Below are 20,342 nucleotides of genomic sequence, written 5' to 3'. Positions count from 1 at the left end.
CGGACCACCAGCCAACAAGTGACGAGCTTTTGCAACTCGATCGAGCAACGGCTTGTTTCCAAGACTTCACCCCTGCCAAACGGGATGCCAAACGGGATGTCAAACGGGATGTCAAACGGTTCGCCCAATTGCTTCACTCAAGACAAAATATTCGACTTGATCAGCTATCTGATAAGCGATCGATTCAAACATGAGTGTCCTTACAGTAAACAGTGTATAACGAGGAGTCACCTGACATACCAGCGTCCATTGCGACGAGTACCCGCAAGAAGCGGTTTGCTTCTCGTGTCCTTCACCCAAAACCTGACTGCGTCACATGCCAAGAAACAATCGATTTTACGTTTGCGTCGTCCTTGCCATTTTTTGTAACGGACGGACTACAGAGGGTGCAGATACCGTTTCGCTCGCCCCTCACACGTTCACGATTCCAGAGGGATATGAACTGCAGCGTGTCGCCGCACCGCCGCTCGTACAACGGCCCATTCACATGTTTAGCGACGTGGATGGAGTTCTCTATGTGACCGACAGTTCTGGCAACACGGAGAGCGCACCGGCTCAACTCAAGGATCCGCAACATCGGATATTAAGATTAGTCGATCGCGACGGAGACGGGATCTTTGATGAGTCAACGGTGTTCGCCGAGAAGTTACCTTTCCCCGAGGGCATTCTCGTTCACGACGGTGCGGTCTACATCGGAGCACCGCCACACATCTGGAAATTCCGTGATTCAGACGGCGACCATGTGGCAGATGAACGCACCGTATGGTTCGATGGCGGTTCGATCGAAAGGTGCGGCAATGACATGCACGGTCCTTATCGCGGACCCGATGGTTTTTTCTACTGGTGCAAGGGAGCATTCGCACCCCAGGAGCACGAACTGAGCAATGGCAAAACGATCAGCACACGGGCCGCTCATATCTATCGAGCTCGTCCAGACGGTAATCAACTGGAGATGGTTATTACCGGCGGGATGAATAACCCCGTTGGCTTGGCATTCAGTGACACGGGTGAACGATTTCTCAGCGGCACGTTCTTTGACCTTTCCCAACCGGGAAGACGCGATGGCATTCTGCATGCCGTGTACGGCGGAACGTACGGTAGGAACCATGACCGCGTGCTCGCTCCGCATCCCAACACAGGAGACTTGCTGCCAATACTGACCCAGTTAGGACCTGCGGCACCTTCGGGCATGGTGATGCCACGAGATCACGCATTAGGTTTAAAAGGAGATCTCGTCTGTACGGAATTCAACACGCGACGCGTATCGAGGCACCGACTTGCTCGGTCGGGATCATCCTACGATGCCGAATCGAGCACCTTTCTTGAAAGCAATCAAAGCGATTTCCATCCAACCGATGTGATCGAAGATGCTGATGGTAGCCTCCTGGTTGCCGACACGGGCAGTTGGTACATGATCTGTTGTCCAACTTCTAAAATTGCCAAGCCCGATATTCTGGGTGCAATCTATCGAATTCAGAAGAGCGGTTCGCATCAGTCCGCAGACCCTCGCGGTCTTGAACTCGATTGGAATCACCCTCAAGTCAGTTGGCTTTCGGATCAGCGACCCACCGTTGTTCAACGCGCCATTGATGTTCTGGCTGAACCAAAAAATATCGATGCCCTCTCGACAGCCAGTGCTCAGATTCCGGCGATTTGGTCGCTGCATCGAATCCCAAGTCAGCGAGCGCGCAGAGCGGTTAGACGATTCTTGAGTCATGAAAACTCTGACGTGCGCGCAACAGCGATCCAAAGTGTGGGCCTGTGGCGAGATCGCGATGCGTTTAAGCCACTCATCGAGTTGCTCTCGGACGATAATCCGCAACTTCGCCGATTGACAGCCATGGCCCTCGGCAGGATTGGTAACAACGAAGCCGTCGAGCCACTGTTGAATTCCTATTCGAATGAGCTGGATCCATTCTTGCGACATGCCCTGATCTATGCGATCTATGAGATTGGGCAGACGAAACTCCTGCCTGCAGCCCATCCCGTCGGAAAACAGGTTCGGCTCATGCAGAAAACTGATCGACGAACTGTTACAGCAGATGCCTTCCCTGAAATCCAACTCGCCGAATCCCCGAAACCTGAACCCGATCAGGTCGCACGACAAAAAGAACGCCTCGAGGAGCTTGCAGCATTTTTGCCAAAAGGTGACGCACAGCGAGGCGCAAGATTGTTCAACAATCAAGAGAAATCAAAATGCACCATCTGTCACATCAAAGGCGAACAGGGCACTCGCTTGGGTCCGGACTTGACAAGAATCGGCGCCATTCGCAATGAGATGGATCTGCTGGAAGCGATTGTTTTTCCCAGCGCATCCATTGCTCGTTACCACGAAGTGGTGAACATCCTGACGAAGGATGGAAGGACACTATCCGGACTACCCGTGAAGGAAACGGTTGACAAGATATTCCTTTCGTCGGCAGCAGGAGTTGTGCAACCGATCGCGTTTCGGAAAATCGAAGAGGCGAGATACTCGAGCGTCTCATTGATGCCCGACGGGATTGACCAACTGTTGAAACCCGAAGAAATCGTCGACCTCGTGGCTTATCTCAAGGAGTCGAAGCCCGCGACGGAGCCTGCTTCAATCGAAGCGGATTCAATCAAAAACAACATCCCACCCCATCACGCGATCACTCTGCCAGGCCTGCATGCCTATGCCCAGAAGAGCATTGCCGCGGGCGAAGACATCGAATTCCGGGTCAGCAGTAGCGTCCCCTACAAGTTAAGCATTGTGAAACTTGGATCCGAACCTAAGAACCGCGACAAAGATCCGGTGCTCAAAACATTTCGCGTCGAAGAGCCTAAGACACAGCCGATCCATCCTGGGTCGTACGTGCATGTCGCAGGCGGCTTGCCCAATGATAGACGGCTGACCCAACTGACCCTGGAATGTTGGATCCGTCCCTTCGCGATCAGCGGTTGGCAAGGCTTGATCACTCAACATGATTATCCTGAACATAGCGGGATTGGACTGTTCATCAGCGAGGGTCGGATCGCGTTTATCACGGACGATGGGGGTGAGCTCAATAATTCGTCTCTTCATCAAACTAAACCAGACCTGATCAAGCCTCAACGTTGGCATCACGTTGTGGGAACCTGGGACGGAAAGGTGAAACGTATTTTCATCGATGGAAAACTGGCGGGCGAATTCCCATTTAATGGTGTCGTTCGGCCTGGAAAGACGGCGCTCAGGATCGGCGCCTACGGCAGCAAGGGCGCTGCAGAAAATTTTTATAATGGCGATATTGCCATGGTAGCCCTCTATGACCAAGCGATTGACCTAAATCAAATCAAAAATCGATTTGCCGATCGCGGGACGACCATCCCAAAAGGTAATGCCGTGCTTGCGTGCTGGCCGTTCAGCGAAGAACGCGGCACCCGCGTCGCCGATTCGGGTGTCGACGGAAGGCATGGTCAGATCATCAACCGAGGCACATGGATGATCGGTGGGCCAAGCTTTGACGCGGCCGCCATTGGACGACACGATACCGAGTACGATCCGACGAAAGATCCGAAACGGGGCCACGGACTACGACTCGCATCAGACGAACTGTACAATGCACGTTGGGACATCAGCCACAAATTCGGCATCGACACGGACGCCAAATCCGGAATCTATGCGGGTCGTTTCGATCTCGAGGTCGATGGCAAACCAATGCGTTACTTCACAACTTTCATCGTGCGGCGCCCCGTCTCTCGCCCCAAAGCGCCATTACTGGTACTCGTTTCTTCCAACACGTGGCTCGCTTACAACTCGGCGCCTTTCCCGATCAATCAGCAACCAGGCCTCACCCAAATGGACACGCAAGGACTGGCTACCAGTCATCCCGGCGCTCCCGCCTACAGCTGCTACCGAGATCATCGCCATGGCCAACCCACTTATAAGATCGGGTTGAAGCTACCTTGGCCTGCGGCTGGTCCGAACAAAACCTACATCAACCAGTCCTACAGCCATCTCATGCGTGGCGAGCGTTTTTTGCATCTCTGGCTTGACCAACACGGGTACGATTACGACGTAATCACCGACCGCGACCTGGACCGGAACCCCGAGGTACTGCGCGACTATCAAGCCGTTGTCATCAATGGACACAGCGAGTACTGGTCGGCCCGCGCCTATCACGGACTCGACCGTTACCTCAAAGCGGGTGGCGATGCGGTTGTCTTGTCGGGCAACACGATGTTCTGGCGGGTGACATTTGACGAAACGGGCGAATTCATGGAGTGCCGCAAGTACGGAACGGGAATCGGCGGGCGGCGGCTCGCCCAAGTGGGTGAACTCTATCACAGTCACGATTTCCAACGCGGCAGTTTAATGCGTTTCTGCGGCTATCCTGCCTGGAAGGTGATCGGACTCACATGCATCGGTTGGGGCGGCGCGTTCAAGCCTTATCACGTTGACCAACCAGACCATTTCCTTTTCAACCAGCCTCATCAGGTCGGACTCGAGAAGGGTGATGTATTTGGATTTATTGAGGAGGGAGTGGGCGCGGTGGGACACGAGTTCGACGTTCGGTTATCAACGCTGCAACGGGCGACGGCAGATTCCGTCATCAAAGGACTAATCGAACCTAAGGGAATTGTCACCGTCGCTAGTAGCAACGACGAGCGGCGGGTCATTGACTACAACGCGGAAGGCCATAAACCGCGCACTGGCAACGACCAAACAATCGCTGAAATCATCTACTGGGAACGTCCTGAAGGCGGTCGCCTGTTCCATACAGGATCGATCGCGACTTCTTGGGGCGTTTATCATGACGAATCCATGAGCAAACTGCTCAAGAACGTGCTGCATCATTTCGAGGTACAATCCAAGTAGTAGCGACGCGCGTGAAAAAGCTCATACGGCCATCCTCTTCTGACCAACTTTGAGCGAGCCCAGGCGCTACTGCGGAGCTCAAACGGCAAGTCAATCATCGGAAAGAAAAAGGGACTGGATTCATTTTTAATTTACGCAGAGTAAACCGGAAGGTACGAAATCAGGCTGCTTAGACGCCAAGCCATGATCTCCAGATCTTTTGCCATGAACACACAATTCAAGGGTCTTCATCGTCGTCATTTTCTTCGCGGAGCGGGAGCGCTGGTTGCGTTACCAACGCTCGAGTCGATCGGATTCCGTCGCTCCGCTGGGGCAGCGCAGACTGCAACTGCGACACCGCCCAAACGCTTGGTCTTTCTCGGCTTCGGGTTTGGCGTGACGCAGGAAACCTGGTTTCCCGCTCTCGAACAAACCGGGGCCGACTACGACCTGCCTGAGGGCCTCAAGCCACTTTCACGACACAAAGAAGACATCACCGTCGTGCAGGGTTGCTCGAACCAATTCAGCAACGAAGCGCATTGGGGCAGTACGTTCTGGTTAACAGGGGCAAATCGCTTTGCCGCTCCGGGGCAAAGTATGTCCAACAGCATCTCCGCCGATCAGGTCGCGGCTCGGCAACTTGGCCAACACACACGTTATGCGTCGGTGCAGCTTGGCAGCACTGATGCGAGTGCATCCGGTCATGGACCGGGGCTGTCACTGGCTTGGGATCAGTACGGAAAACCAGTGGCTGGTTTCAACACGCCTGTCGAGGTGTTTCATAAATTGTTCTCTGCCGATAATCTGCCACTGGAACAACGCCAGGCGGCGATGGCCGAACAACGCAGTGTGCTGGATGCAGTTCTCACGGAAGCTCGGCGTGTGCAGCGTGGTTTGACGAAAACGGACAAGGACAAACTCGGCGAGTATTTCCAAGGCATTCGCGATATCGAGACGCGACTGAGTAAGGACAAAGAATGGCTGGAAGTTCCCAAGGCAAAACCGCCGATCGACGAACCCGAGCCAGGATTGAAAGGGCGAGAAGAGATCAAAGTCATGTATGACCTGATCGTCGCCGCTCTGCAGACTGACAGCACTCGGGTAATGACCTATCGCCAGCCTGTCAAAAATCTGCTGACAAGTTTAGATCTCGACGTGGCTCCTCACAATATGAGCCACTACTCACCCGGTCAGCGGATGGAGGCGTCAAAGAAACGCGACGAAGTTCAGAGCGAATTGGTCGCCGGTTTGATCGACAGGCTCAAAGCAACAAAAGAGGTCGACGGTTCAAGTCTGTTCGATCATGTGGCGTTGGCTTACGGCTCCAATATTCGTTCGATTCACTTCCTCGACAACTGCCCAACGGTCCTCACAGGCGGTGGAGCGAATCTGAAGCTGGGGCAGCACCTGGTCCTGCCAAAGGATACGCCACTGAGCAATGTATGGCTAACGATGCTGCAGGGAATTGGCATGAACGCCGAACGACATGGCGACAGCACTGGCATTGTGAAGGAACTGAAGGCGTAGCACTGCGAATAAGAAGTTGAATGTAGCTGCCGTCTCCAGACGACGGTCCACGCTCTGGCGGGCGCAGCTACAACGATAACTACGGAATAACAGTATGGCGCGAATTACCTACACAACTTGCATTGCAACTTTGTACCTTTGTGCCTTCGCGCGAGCTACTCCGCCCGAAGCACGTCTTCCGGAAAAACACCGGGCCTTCTTCAAATCACACTGCCTCGACTGTCACGACTCCGAGACGCGAGAAGGAAACGTCGATTTGGAAAAACTGCCATTCCGCATCGCCACCATCGAGCAAGCGGAACTCTGGCAGAAGGTGCTCAACGCGCTGAATGCCGGTGAAATGCCGCCGGAGGATTCCGAGCAGCCTGGCAATACAGAGAAGACGGATTTCCTTGATGATCTGGCTCGAACCATGGTCATCGCGCGTCAGGTCCTGGCAGATTCAGGCGGCAAGATCACGATGCGACGGCTCAACCGGCGTGAGTACCGCAACACGATACGACATCTGCTGGGCGTGTATGTCAATGTCGAATCTCTTCCCGCCGACGGTGGCTCCGGGACGTTCGATACGACCGGTGCGTCACTCTTTCTCTCCAGCGACCAGTTCGAAAAATACCTAAAGCTGGGACGCATCGCGATTGATGAAGTGTTCGAGCGACGAACGACTGCTGGACGAAAGCCGATGCTATTTCGATTCGAGCCGGAAGAGACCGTCAACGTCGGAAACGAACGACAAATAAAAAACATGGAGGAGGAGCACGAGCGTTTTATGCGCTGGAAAGCGGGCGTGGATAAGGCTGCAGCAACTCCCGAGAATCTGGCAAAGATCGCGGAGCTAAGCAAAACAACCCCTCGAATCAACAACCCGACTCGATTTTATTACTACGCAAATTTACTGGAGGGGACTCCCGATCCGAAGGATTTCGGTTTCAGGGATGCACAACGAGCCGCATTCAGCCATCAGGGTGGATATCTTCGAAAATACCCCTACTTCAAGCATTACGCCGCACTCCCTCACAACGATCGAGGCGCGTACTTGAAACTCGCCTGGGGAGTCTGCCGCTTCGACATTTCACCACCGCCAAAGAAGCTTCCGTCCGGAACCTATATCATGCGGGTGCGCGCCGGAGTGGTGGAAGGCTCCCCGTCATCCCGTCACTTCATCGAGATCGGACACCCCCAACGCCGCAACGGCGTGCGGGCTGGATTTGCGGGTTTTCCTCTCAGCAGCCACCAGATCACCGGGACGATCAGACAACCAGAAATCGTGGAGACTCAACTGGAGATCAGCGCTCATACCCAGCGTGAATTTGGCATTCAGGAACGGCAACCGACAAATACAAAGAGTCTTCGGAATGCTTATAATCGCGACAAGCGAAACAACGGCTATGGCACTGACCCGGCCATCTGGATTGACTGGATTGAACTGGAGGGTCCGCAGCCCGAAGACGGAACACCTTCGCCGCTTCGGACGATTCTCAGCAGACATCCATCACGTGACGGTTCGGAAGCGGAACGCGCTCGCGCTATCTTTACCGAATTCACCAACGCCGCCTTTCGCGGTGAAAAACCTGAAGAAACCTTCATCGACAAACTCCTGGCGATCTTTGAAGTGCGGCGAAAAGCGGGCGATCCCTTCGACGTCGCCATCCGCACGCCACTCAGCGTGATTCTCGCCTCGCCGGGTTTTCTCTATCTCAACGAACCCGGCAACGAAACCGAGCGGCGCGAACTCAACGACCACGAACTCGCCGTGCGTCTGGCCTACTTCCTCTGGAGCGCTCCGCCAGATCGGCAACTACTGGATCTCGCGGAACGAAATGAGTTACATCGGCCGAGAGTTCTCCGCGAACAGGTGAATCGGCTGATCGCTGATTCAAGCTCGGATGAATTCGTCTCCGGCTTCGTGCATCAGTGGCTCAACATGGAGCGGCTGGACTTTTTTCAGTTCGACGCAAATCTGCATCGCGATTTCGATGAAAACGTTCGCGCCGCTGCGCGGGAAGAGGTTTATCAATCGTTCGCCCACCTGCTTCGCGGCGGGGAAGATAACCGGCTCGACAAGCTTCTGAAGAGCGACTACGTCTTCATCAACGGACTGCTCGCTAACTACTATGGCATCGACGGCGTCACCGGCGACGCATTTCGAAAAATCAAGCTACCTGCCGATTCAGTTCGTGGTGGCTTACTGGGCATGGCTGCCATTCATGCCATGGGCAGCGACGGCGTTGTAAGTAGCCCGGTAGAACGCGGAGCCTGGGTGCTGCGTTATCTGCTGAACGATCCACCCCCCCCCGCGCCGCCGAACGTCCCGCAGCTCTCACGCCTCAAAGATCAGCTCCTCACCACACGCGAGCGACTTCTTACCCACCAGGCAGAAGCTCAATGCGCAAGTTGCCACCGAAAAATCGATCCGATTGGTTTCGGCTTGGAAAACTTCAACGCTGCTGGAAAATGGCGCACAACCGACAGTTACCAACCCGCCGTCGCGAAAAAGCAGAGAGCCAAAAAAGGAAAGAGTTGGGAGATTGACGTCTCAGGAGCTTTCCACCAGGGCCCCGTCTTTGGCGACTACCACGAATTGCGAGAACTCATCGCAGAGCGCGAAGAAGATTTCGCACGAGGATTCACCCAGCACCTGATCGAGTACGCTTTAGGTCGTCCCTTTGGATTCACCGATGCGGACTTGGCTAACGAAATTGCCAATTCAGCGCGGAGCAAACAATTTGCCGTTAGCGAGTTCGTTCACTCGCTCGTTCAAAGTGAAGCGTTTCGAACAAAGTAACGGCTTGGCCCGCTGCTGATGCACTGCCAACCCGCAATCATTTTCAAAACTTGAACGGACGCGACAAATTAAGCTTATGCGATCTGGAAACGGATTCCCTCAACGTTCCTCACGCTTTGAAGCCAAAATGACAAACTTCAAATTCATATTTTTAGCGCTATTAATTGGCCGCTTATTTGGCTCCCCAACAACCAGCGCTGCAGAACGACCCAATATCCTGTTTTTTTTCGCAGACGATTGGGGACGTTATGCGAGCGTCTACTCCGATCCCGAAATTGCTTCCTTGAACGATTTACTCGAGACACCCAACATCGATCGGATTGCAAACGAGGGCGTTCTGTTTCGAAATGCGTTTGTGCCGGTTGCCTCATGCGGACCATGCCGGGCATCGCTAGCGACGGGACGTTACTTCTGGAATTGCGGAAGCGGCGCATTCCTGAATGGCAAAGCGAGCAATTGGAAAGGATACCAAAACCCGTTTCATACGCTTCCCAAATTCGTCAATCTGCTGCGCGAGGACGGATACTACGTTCGCAAAAGCTTGAAAACGTTCGCGTTTGATCCGAGCCCGCTAGGCGCCAAAGCGCGCAAGCTGCCAAAAGTCGAATATCAACGATACGGTCTCTTCGTCGGCACTGCAGACAACGACACGGAAAAGTTGAAACGGCGGGAACTGGTACTGGATCACCCTCGCAGCGAGATGCAACGTGTGTTAGCAGGATGCCCGAACGGAAAGCCATTTTTCTTTGTTTATGGATCGATTAACGCTCATCGCCCCTACACGCCAGACTCAGGCAAGCATCTTTGGAACCTCGACCCGGATCGCCTCAAAGGATTGATTCCAAAGTTTCTGCCCGATGTCGCAGACATCCGTCGTGATTTCTCCGACTACCTCGGTGAAATCCAGGCACTGGACGCCATGCTCGGAGTGATGCTCGATGAACTCGAATCGAGTGGGCAACTCAACAACACCATTATCATCGTCTCCGGTGATCACGGTATCCCGGGTGTCCCGCGCGGAAAAACGAATTGTTATGACCTAGCAATTCGAGCGCCTTTGATGGTGCGTTATCCGAAACTAATCATGAAAGGTCGTCATGTCGAAGACTTCGTCAGCGTGATGGACATTGGGCCAACGCTATTGGAACTGACAAATGTCGACGTCCCTGCCAACATGGACGGACGAAGCTTCAAAAAGCAGTTAACCAGCGATGTCAACGGCTGGGTCGATCCGCAACGAGACCACGTAATTGTGGGTCGAGAATTGCATGTCCACTCCGCCCGAGAGGGCGATCTGCCGTACCCGATGCGTGCGATACGAACGACCGATTTCTTGTATATCCGCAACTTTAAGCCACAGCGTTGGCCGATGGGCGACCCAAGAGGCCTGGATATTGACAGCGCACCGACCTACGAACAGCTTCAGCAGCATACGACGATCACAATGTCCGATCTCGATGCGAGCCTCACGAAGGCTTGGCTGATCACGCATCGCGACGAGTTGGAGGTGCGCCCACTGTTCGATCTGACATTGAACCTCCGACCAAGTGAAGAGCTTTACGACCTGCGTCGCGATCGCGCACAGCTAAAGAATGTGGCAAATGACAATTCCTACACAAAGACCAAAGCGGCGTTGTCAAAACGTCTGATGTCGGTCCTTCAGGAGACTGCCGATCCGCGTCTTACCGACACTTTCGACCGACCGCCCTATGTGGACAGTCAGCGAGACCTCCAATGATTCAACCATTCGCCGACAATATCGGCAGGAGTTCCAGGGGTGACGGTGATACCCTGATTTCCCAGGTTTCACCTTCGCTGATCACCGAGCCACTGCGCCAACGTCTTTAAGTCATCGGCATCCATCCCCAGCACGATCTCTTGCCGATGACTGCCGTGGACTGCCAGAATGTGGTCTTGATGGAAGCAGATCGAATCGCCCAAGGCAAGCTCGTGAAGGCGGGCTTCGTACAAAGGGTTATCCACGACACCGTTGAACCAGTCGCCGTCGCGATCAGTGATCTGCACCCAAAAGTCCTCGCCCCAGCCTCGAGACGGTACGTCCTGGTTTGGCAACGGCAGCAGTGAAGCCGGATGATCGTGGCTCAGGATCGGCTTGGTAGCCTCGCCGTTGCAAGTCGGGCAAAAGCATTTCTCCACGGCATCATCGTGGACTGAAAACCTGGGTGAGTCGATCCGGATTTCGACGAAATGCCCAACACCGACGTGTTTCTTTAAAACCGAGTGCGGAATCTGGAAGTTGTCAGGGTTTTTGGCGTGCATGGCAACGCCATCGACCAACTCGTAGCCGTTGGCGAAGCGTTGGGCTTGGAAGTCTTGTTCGAGGCTCATGCTCTCATTCTACCGGCCTTGGGCCGTGACCGGTAGAATTGACGCGGGAGGATCGCCATGACCAAGAACGGACGCCAAAGCGGACGGAAATCGGCTACAAACGCGAAAAAGAAAACAACGAAGACGAAGACCGTCAAAAAGCCAGCAAAGAAATCAGCCATGCAACCATTCATTCCTGCTAAAGACTTGAAGCAGAAATTCGGGATCTTTGGTCACTTCTACACCGTCGAACTCCCTTCCAAAGAGCTCGTCGAGTGCCGAAGCGTTTTGGAGATCGCCAGCCACGACCATACACCCGTAGATCACACCGAATTGTTGGCGTTCCAACCCGACGCCATCTTCATCATGATGAACCCTGGTTCGTCAAAACCGCTGGTCGAAGTCAATCATCGAGTTCGTGCGAAAAGGATTCGCAATTTACAGATTTCGCTAGTCCCGACCCGACCTGACACCACGCAGTACCAGGTGATGCGATTGATGCACTTTCGGAAATGGCAGCATGTTCGAGTGCTAAACCTTTCTGATATCCGCAGCCCGAAAAGTGCGGAATTCATCAAGACATTTGAGCGTTTGGAGCAGGAAGAAAAATTCGAGGCGCACTCGATCTTCTCAGATGCCAGAGCAGATGAATTGTCGCTGAAACTTTCCAACAGCAGAAAAACGCCATTGGTTTTGGCCTGGGGCATCAGCGACAAGCTGTCTCCGTTGATTGAACGCTGCGTATCAAGGCTACCCCGGGAGAAAAAAGTCATGGGCCTGCTCGAGCCCGATACGACGAAGAAATACCGCCATCCACTGCCATCACTACACAAGCAGCAGCGGCATTGGGTGGATCAGATGATTCGGCAGTTCGACGGGTAGCGTCGAAGCAGATCGATTAGTTCGTAGTCAACCATGCCACCACATTACGGCGCGTCAGTCGCATCGATCCTTTTGATCGCTTTCTCGTCGAAGTCCCCGTTCGGTAATTCGCCAGAAATCAATTTTTCCGCATCTTTCAGCTACAACATCTCCTTGATTCCGCTGGCTTACCGTTGTTGATCAAACCAAATTCAGAATCGTCACCCCCGCACCTCGGTCATTGATCGCGTACTATCCGCAAATTTTCTGACGGGAACATCTACGGCATTCAGCATCGAGACAAACAGGTTGGTCAGCGGGACCTTCTTCGCACCGACAAACTCGTGCAGATAGCCATGCTTGAATCCGAGGTGGTTACCTCCGGCCAGTTGAATTGGGTAGTTCTTGGTGCTGTGGGACGCGTGCGGGTGAGCCGATCCCCACAGGACAAGGGTGCAATCTAACATGTTGCCATCGCCTTCCGGCGTGTCTCGCAGCCGATGGAGAAAGTACGCATGTTGTTGCGCGCGCCATTGGTCCCACTGGCCGGAGTAGTCAGCCGGACGTTTGTGGGCAATGTCATGGGTGGCACCTTTGTAGCCGAGGACATAAGTGGCATAGTTCCACATTTCGCTATTGGATGATTGTTCGCTTTCGAGCATTAGCGTGGCGAAGCGAGTCGAGTCGGTCCGGAAGGCGAGGTAGATCAAGTCATACATGCAGCGAATGTATTCCTCTGGCTCTTTGTGGGAGACTTCCAGGTTCAACCCTTTGGTGTCTATGTTGGGAAGAGGTTGATGGGTCCACTCGCTGGTGCGTTCAACACGTTGTTCCAAGGCACGGATTGACTCCAGATATTCATCCACCTTGCTCTGGTCTTCTCTGCCGAGTTGGTTTTTAAAGCTGCGGCTGTGTTCAAGTACGAGGTCGAGAATACTGGCGTCGCGTGCTAGTCCAGCACGCACTTGATCAACCCCCTTGCCAGCGTAAGGATTGAACAGTCGGTTAAAGATTTCCTGGGGCTTGTGCAGAGATGGAATAGGCCGTCCCGGGCCTCGATGTGAGAGCGTTTTGCAGGCGCCATATGATCCGGTGCCGCCTTCTGTACCGAGCACGAGTGATGAGTAGCGAGTTTTATGGCCATGTTGTTGGGCAGCAACTTGGTCGATCGAGATGTTGTTGGTTTTTTCCGCCCCTGTCATGTCGGCGCCGGTCGCAAAGACGTCGCCAGAACTGTGGCCACCAAGCTTCCAACCGCCGGCGTGGTCAAGTCCACGCAGATAAGAGATGTCGTTTTTGAGAGCCGCAAAAGGAACGGAGGATTTGTTAAAGCTCAGTGGACCCGCATCCTTGCAGGGCCACCAGCTCCACTCGTGGTGCTCCTGTTTCGGATCTTTCTTTTGCGGGACGGGAACACCCGACGGTCCGTCTGGCATATAGGCACCGTAAGCAAAGTAACTCACCAACATCCGTTTGGGCATCGCACCCTCTCCGGTTGCATCCGCCGTGTCACCTCGGGTCTTGCCCATGCTGTTGAGTAGCGGGAGAGCGAGTGCGACACCTCCACCCTTGAGAAGTTCGCGCCGATCGAGATGCCAGGATTTGCATTTCATTATTTTTACTTTTTGCGTTTCTTGATGTTGCTGGTTACGCCTCGAAAGGTGGAGCTTTGGCAGATGTCCACAATCATGTCCTGGAAAAGAAAATCGTTTTCTTTGGATCGGGAGATAATTCTTTCGACATCGTAGCGGTCTCGGTAGTTAAGTTCGCGGCCGATGGCATAGGTCAGCAAGCGACGAATGACATTCTCAGCGATGTCCTGCTTGCGGGCCTTGAGCAGATGAGCTTTGAGCTCTGGCAGGCCATCGACATGAGGGCCGTGCGGGACCCGAGTCGCTGCTTGCACTTCCTGCGTGTTGACACTCTCAAGGTACTGGGCATAGCCAGCCAGGTCGCTGTCCTGCTTTTTATCAAATCCACGAACACGACTCCCTTCTGGGGGTACAAAGGGCTGATACTTGCCGATGGCGTTGTAACGCTCGAAGGGGATGCCCCAGGGGTCAAGACGGACGTGGCAGTCATTACAACTTTCGTTAGTGCGATGTTTGGCCAACAATTTCTGCATGGTCAGAGCCTGGCCGGCGGAGTCACCCGCCGAGTCCGTGAGTGCGGGAACTTCCGCAGGCGGTGCTTTTACCTTCTCGCCAAGGATCGCTTCGCGCAACCAAACGGCGCGGTAGATCGGATGGGGCGCGGACCCGGTGCCATTACCAATGAGCACGGACCCCTGAGTCAACAGGCCGCCGAGGTGCTGATCGGGTTGGATCGAAACGGGTCGGATACGATGACCCTCCACGCCCTCGACGCCGTAGTGAGCCGCGAGTGGCTGATTGAGCATGGCAAAATCGGAATCCACGAGATTGGTCACGCTCGCATTGCGGCGTATGAGCTCGGCCATGAAACCGACGGTTTCATCAATCATGTGGTCGCGGATTGTCGGAATATACGGTTTTTCGGTGCCGGCGCGTTCTCCAGCTTCCACGTAATAAAGGAATCGAGGAAAGAGGTCCCGGTTGATCGGGACGGTTTTCATTTTCGGCAAACTAAGCCATTGGTTCGTAAAGTTTGAAACGAAATCATTCGAGCGTGGATCAGCCAGCATGCGACGCACCTGCTTGGCGAGTAACTCGGGATCCTTGAGCTCGCCCGTCGAAGCGAGTTCCAATAGCTCCGGATCCGGCATGCTGCCCCAAAGAAAGTAGGAGAGTGCGGAGACTCGTTCGAACTCAGGAGCGATGACTTCGCCATCAGCTTTCGTGTGAAGCAGAAATTGGGGTGTCACTAACACCATAGCGAGCGTCTCGCGCAGGGTGGCTTCGATGGTACCCAACTCCGGTTTCAACAACTCGTAAACCTTCAAGAATCGATTCACTTCCTCGGTGGTAGCCGGACGCCGGTAGGCGCGCGACATGAAACGCGAGAGGACTGCCCGGACGTATTTGCTGGGATCACTTTGACGCAAGGGTGATTCGAAAAGAATGCGCTGATGATGCTCGGGAGGCCAGACGTGAGTAATCGGAGCTTCAAATTCAATCCAGTCGATCACGGCACGTGGCATCTCTGGCTGACGTGGCCAGTAGAGAAATCGGTTGTCGTCGTTGAGCGTGCCGTCGTCGTAAAGGTTCTGGGGGGTAATCGTCAACGTGTCCGGTCGAAGTTTGCCTTTGTGCACCTTCCCTAACTGGATAGGATAATTTTCAATCCGCCCGCGCAGTTCGTAGATTTGCGGGTTCGTGGGTGCGTTACGCAGGTGCACGACACCGACTGGGCTGACCTGCTGGGTTGAGCTATTGATGTTGAGGTTGTAGCCCATCACAAAGCGGAGTGGGAGCTCCCTGGATCCATTGGGAAAGACAGCCGAAGCTTGAAAACGGATCAGGAATTCACCCGTCCGGGGAAATTCCTTGATGACCATGCCAGCGCCCGGACTGCCACGACGCGAGTTCTGGATGGCGATCTCATTGCGTGGAAGATTTTTGGCGAAGCCGTTTTTGAATTCACCGGAATCCCACTCCTGTCGAGACTTGTAGGTTTCAGGTTTCTCCGGATCGACGATCGCGCTCGACATCGCGCGGCGGGCCACCTCAAGATATCGATCGATCTGTTCAGGCCCGAGCAGCATGAACTCGGCCGTGTTGTTGAAGTGGTAAGGTTTAACCGGATCTTGAGGGAGATCTCCGATGAGATGAAGGTCAATGCCCAGAAGATCCCGCATGGTGTTCTCGTACTCAAAATTGGTGAGCCGTCGCGCCGTCGTGACCGGCGCCTCCATGCTTGCTTTTTCGACGTAAGTGCGAAGGCCATTGTCAATCCAGTCAATCAGTGCCTGACGTTCAGCCTGCCCCAGCTGAGGTTCGCCCTCCGGCGGCATTTCCCCCAACTTCAACGCATCCAACACATCCTCCCACCGCTCAAGCCCCCGCCCCGACATTAGATCGCCATCTAATGTGTGGAGTGTCAGCTCACCCTTGCTCTGGTCCGGGCCGTGACACTTGATGCAGTGCACTGTAAGAAACGGCCTCACACGAGCATCGTAACCATCCGTGCCTGCCGCAATCGGCGAAGCCCCAAAAGCGAATAGCGGAGACAACGATACCAACAGGTAGCAAACCATCGCCCGACTCCACCTCATCATTCGCTCTGCTCGATCAGATCGAACCTTGCCATACCGTTGGCGCCACCGAGTAGCTTGAATATCTGAGGAAGCCTCCTTTCGGAACGCTCCTGAAGATTTATCAGCGGTTTTTCGCAATACGCACCTGCAGGGGCCAACGGCATCGAACTGGAGAAAAGTCGGTTTTCGAACGCTTTCCGATTTTACATCATTTTCATCGTGTCACTCACTCAGATTGCATCCCGCAATCTGAGTCGTCACGAATTGCACGAAAGCTTGTAAATCCTGCGATACACAACCCCACCAAGCATGGACCACCCGCTTCCATGGATAGTCTGTGGAGCCCGCCGACCTGGAAGCGGTTACTCGCCCTCAATTCAACAGGAAAGTTCGCCTGGACCGGGCAGCCGACGTCGAGGATGGTTGGCACGGAACAGTTCGGGAGATCATGCATATCGGTCCCACTCCTCCCAGCTTCCAGCACGGTTTTCTCGTCTGCAGTCGCTCCAGACCAAATTCTCCACCGTTCATGTTTGCGTTCAAGAACACCGTTTCGTGGGGTCGCTTTGAGTTGTCATTTGGTGTGGTTAGGCAAGCATCCACCAAAGGGTCACAGCAGCAATGATCAACATGCTCAGGAATAACCCGACGACTGCAATCAGAATGCCAATGCCGGCTGACTTGATTTGAAATGCACGATAACATGACTTACATAGGAAACCACCCTGAGGCACATTGAATGCATCATCATGGATGTCGGTCTTCCCACATTTCTTGCACGACAGATTCACACTAGGTTTTCTCATCGCCTCGTGCTTCCTGAATTGGCCAGCGGGTTGGTAACTCTTGCTGTGGCTGTCGCACCGTGATGCGCCACGACCCGATTGGTGAACCGAGTCGGCGAAATTACCAGTAGCCCCTGTCGTGATAGGCAATGCCAGCCTTCCGATCATAGTAGTAGGTGGTCATGGCACCACTTGGCTTGGAGGGACTGTAATACGTAATGGCGTTATCGAGAGGTTCCCATCCCGCTGCCTTGAATCGTCTGACCATTTGCTGCCGATTGGCCGACTCGCCTTCGCCAGCCATCTGATCGCGTTGGTGAGCCGAACTCTCTTTCTTGGCTTCCCACTGCTGATCCAGAAACTTTTTAAAGTCTGCTTCCGATACCTTGTAGCGTGCAAAATGACCACCTCGCCCGCTCAGCAACGAGATTTCGGTCGCTTGGGGTGGTAGGAAGGGCTTGATCCGACGATCCGTTATTTCTGCCACCGTCTTGAAACTGTGCTTGCCGATCAGGATGTCTGCTTCCGCAGGCGCCTCGCCTATGCGGTCGTTTGCCTTGCCGCTTACCCATTGCCCTTGAGACGCGGGTTTGATGTTCCGAATCGCGATCTGCCCATCGGCGGCAACAACCATTTCGAATGTTTGTCTTGGTTTTGAAGAGTCCTTCTCCACCGGCTGGCCGCCAAATCTTGCGGGCAAGTCTGATTTCGTCCAAGTAATCGTTCTCGTTTTCAAATTCCACGTCCCCCGAAACATCCTGGGCTTCATTTTGAGTTGGGTTTTCACCACCTCGGAAACTTTTACAGGTCCATTTTGAACCAGTAACAGGTCAAACTTGGTTTTTTGCGGCGATGCCATGATGTTGTAGTTGCTGATGAACTCCTGACCATCAGCGGTCCAGCGCATGGCCAATTTCCAAAATGGAAGCATTCCGGCTTTGGGATTGCCCATGATCTGCAGCTTGCCTTCCAACCGTATTGAAGCTTCACCATTTCTGCTTTGCCCGCTAAAAGCCCAAGTGCCTCGGGATTCATTGAGCCCATTGAAGAGGGGAATCTCGTCAGACGAAAAACCCTCGGGTGTTTTGCCGTATCCCAAATCCTGCCAAGTTAACGGTTTGTCTTTTTTGGGCGAGTTTGGTTGAGCAACCGCATCTAATGATGTGAGAATAACGAAGGTAAACAGAATCGGTGCAGTGATCGTGGAAGCGATGAATCTAATTTTTTCAACTCCTCAACGTTGGGAAATTGGACTTTGGTAATTGATTTCAAAACAGGTCGACCTTCCATTGCATCTCGACCTTCAGTGCCTCGGATCCGTCAAAATTGAATCTTCGTCATCAGCCAAAGGGCCCCACCGGCATTTCACTTTGCATTGCAAAGTAAGCCTATTTCGAGCGGATGTCAAGCTGTTTTCTGCTGAAGTGATTGATTTCGAGCAGGATGTCATCTTGATCATGCCCCGTGCCTCGATGACACTCCGACTCTTATTCCATCCTTATTCTGACTTTCGACTGACCGACGTGTACGACAAGGCCGCTCACGATATCATGGCCTGAACGTAAGCCACGAAGCGCACACGAAATCCGGACCCAACCGTTAAACAATCCTCTTACAAACGAGTTGGCGGAATCAACATGTCACGTCCAATTGCAGTGGGTTCGATCTTCATTGAGTGCAATCACTTTGGTGGAGCTGCGGCAGACCTCGACACCTTTCGACGTTCCGAGTTGCTCTTCGACGATGAGGTGACGAACGTCACCGATGGAGTCATCGGTGGTATGTTCAATGTTTTGCAGAAGGCCGAACGAAGTACTGTGCCTCTGCTTGTTGCCAGTGGATGTCCCAGCGGACCGGTTACGGCTGACTGCTATACGGAACTGAAGACGCAACTACTTGCCCGGCTGAAAATCTCTCTTCCGGTGGAGGGTGTGCTGTTGGGGTTGCACGGCGCAGCATCCGCTGAAAACGCTGGTGATCTGGAAGGCGATCTGTTGGTCGCTGTGCGGCAACTCGTTGGATCCGAAACGCCTGTTGTCGCGACACTGGATCTGCACGCTCACATCACTCAAACGATGATGACCTATGCAGATGCGTTGCTCGCATGGGAGACCTACCCGCACCGCGACGCCTTTGAAACCGGACAACGGGGCGCCCAGACACTGATCGACATGCTTGACGGAAAACTCGTTCCAACCATGGCGATGGCCAAAGCCCCGGTGATGGTGAGTGCGATTCACGGTGGCACAGAACAACCAGGACCTTTCGCATCCATCATGCATCGTGCGAAAACATGGGAGCGTAACGGCGATGTGTACTCTGCAGGCGCGATTCTCGTTCATCCCTATCTCGATCTTCCGGAAATGGGCGGCGGCGGTATTGTGATCACCCATGGCGACATGGATCGAGCCGTTCGTCTAGCCACACAGCTGGCTACCGAATATTGGGAACGGCGATTCGAACTCGAACCTGACCTGCTCACTCCGCAAGCTGCGATCCAGGCAGGACTCCGAGTCGATGGCCAAGTATTACTTGTGGAAACGGCCGACTGCTGCGGGGGTGGCGCGGCTGGCGACAGCATCGCGTCCATCCGAGCGCTACAAAGCTTTGGCCGGAATTATTCGAGCGTTGCAACGATTGTCGATCCGTCCGCGGCAAAACTTTGTCACCAAGCGGGCAGGGGAGCGGAGGTCCAACTCAACCTTGGTCATCAAATTGACCCACGATGGGGAGATCCCATCGAAGTGAAAGGGCATATCGTAAAACTCACCGACGGCCAGTTCCAATATCAGGGTGGCATCTGGGACGGTCGCTTCGGAGCCATGGGACCGTCTGCGGTTCTCCGCAGCGACTACCTTGAAATCGGCATTGCCACTCATCCGACTTATGAATGGTGTGGTGAGCAACTTGCCTCACTGGGAATTGACACCACCCACACCAAGTTTGTGGTTGTCAAAAACCCGATGAATTACCAAATGGTCTGGCCATCCGCAAAAGTCTTCGTGCTCGACACACCTGGACCAACGCCCGCAACGCTCCGCCATCTGCCATTCTCGCGTCTTCAGCGACCCTTTTTTCCACTTGATC

General features: G+C 53.9%; 12 protein-coding genes. 7 read left to right on the top strand and 5 right to left on the bottom strand.

Going from position 1 to position 20,342, the window contains the following annotated elements:
* Positions 1-316 precede the first annotated feature (316 nt).
* The 4 genes from P8N76_05455 (at position 317) to P8N76_05440 (ending at position 10,845) form a co-directional block, all read left to right on the top strand.
* On the top strand, positions 317-4,816 hold the full coding sequence (locus P8N76_05455) for a HEAT repeat domain-containing protein (protein MDG2381099.1): 4,500 nt from the start codon (positions 317-319) through the stop codon (positions 4,814-4,816).
* A gap of 204 nt (positions 4,817-5,020) precedes the next feature.
* Complete coding sequence (locus P8N76_05450; GenBank protein MDG2381098.1) at positions 5,021-6,322, top strand: DUF1552 domain-containing protein; 1,302 nt, start codon at positions 5,021-5,023, stop codon at positions 6,320-6,322.
* A gap of 94 nt (positions 6,323-6,416) precedes the next feature.
* Complete coding sequence (locus P8N76_05445; GenBank protein ID MDG2381097.1) at positions 6,417-9,107, top strand: DUF1592 domain-containing protein; 2,691 nt, start codon at positions 6,417-6,419, stop codon at positions 9,105-9,107.
* A 127-nt stretch (positions 9,108-9,234) separates the two neighbouring features.
* Entirely contained in the window at positions 9,235-10,845 is a 1,611-nt protein-coding gene (locus P8N76_05440) for a sulfatase (GenBank protein MDG2381096.1), read from the top strand.
* Between the two features lie 68 nt (positions 10,846-10,913).
* Here the strand turns inward: P8N76_05440 and P8N76_05435 are convergent, their stop codons facing one another.
* Positions 10,914-11,456, bottom strand: coding sequence for a hypothetical protein (locus tag P8N76_05435; GenBank protein ID MDG2381095.1), 543 nt, complete (start codon positions 11,454-11,456; stop codon positions 10,914-10,916).
* Positions 11,457-11,513: 57 nt separating this feature from the next.
* Here P8N76_05435 and P8N76_05430 point away from each other — a divergent pair, with 57 nt between their 5' ends.
* Positions 11,514-12,317 (top strand): DUF1643 domain-containing protein, encoded by an 804-nt coding sequence (locus P8N76_05430; GenBank protein MDG2381094.1) that lies wholly within the window; start codon positions 11,514-11,516, stop codon positions 12,315-12,317.
* Positions 12,318-12,517: 200 nt separating this feature from the next.
* Here P8N76_05430 and P8N76_05425 read toward each other — a convergent pair whose 3' ends face one another.
* The 4 genes from P8N76_05425 to P8N76_05410 form a co-directional block, all read right to left on the bottom strand.
* Entirely contained in the window at positions 12,518-13,909 is a 1,392-nt protein-coding gene (locus tag P8N76_05425) for a DUF1552 domain-containing protein (GenBank protein ID MDG2381093.1), read from the bottom strand.
* Between the two features lie 5 nt (positions 13,910-13,914).
* A complete protein-coding gene (locus tag P8N76_05420) occupies positions 13,915-16,470 on the bottom strand; it encodes a DUF1592 domain-containing protein (protein ID MDG2381092.1) in 2,556 nt (851 codons plus the stop codon).
* A gap of 587 nt (positions 16,471-17,057) precedes the next feature.
* Positions 17,058-17,276, bottom strand: coding sequence for a hypothetical protein (locus tag P8N76_05415; GenBank protein ID MDG2381091.1), 219 nt, complete (start codon positions 17,274-17,276; stop codon positions 17,058-17,060).
* Between the two features lie 100 nt (positions 17,277-17,376).
* A complete protein-coding gene (locus P8N76_05410; GenBank protein MDG2381090.1) occupies positions 17,377-18,162 on the bottom strand; it encodes a hypothetical protein in 786 nt (261 codons plus the stop codon).
* A gap of 463 nt (positions 18,163-18,625) precedes the next feature.
* Between P8N76_05410 and P8N76_05405 the strand changes: the two genes are divergently transcribed.
* Complete coding sequence (locus tag P8N76_05405; GenBank protein ID MDG2381089.1) at positions 18,626-18,814, top strand: hypothetical protein; 189 nt, start codon at positions 18,626-18,628, stop codon at positions 18,812-18,814.
* A gap of 78 nt (positions 18,815-18,892) precedes the next feature.
* On the top strand, positions 18,893-20,342 hold a 1,450-nt coding region (locus P8N76_05400; GenBank protein MDG2381088.1), incomplete at its 3' end, for a M81 family metallopeptidase.

It is taken from the genome of Pirellulaceae bacterium (genome assembly GCA_029243025.1).
Lineage (GTDB): Bacteria > Planctomycetota > Planctomycetia > Pirellulales > Pirellulaceae.
The sequence above is the reverse complement of the archived record's forward strand: the minus strand, read 5'-3'. Positions and strand labels throughout refer to the sequence as shown.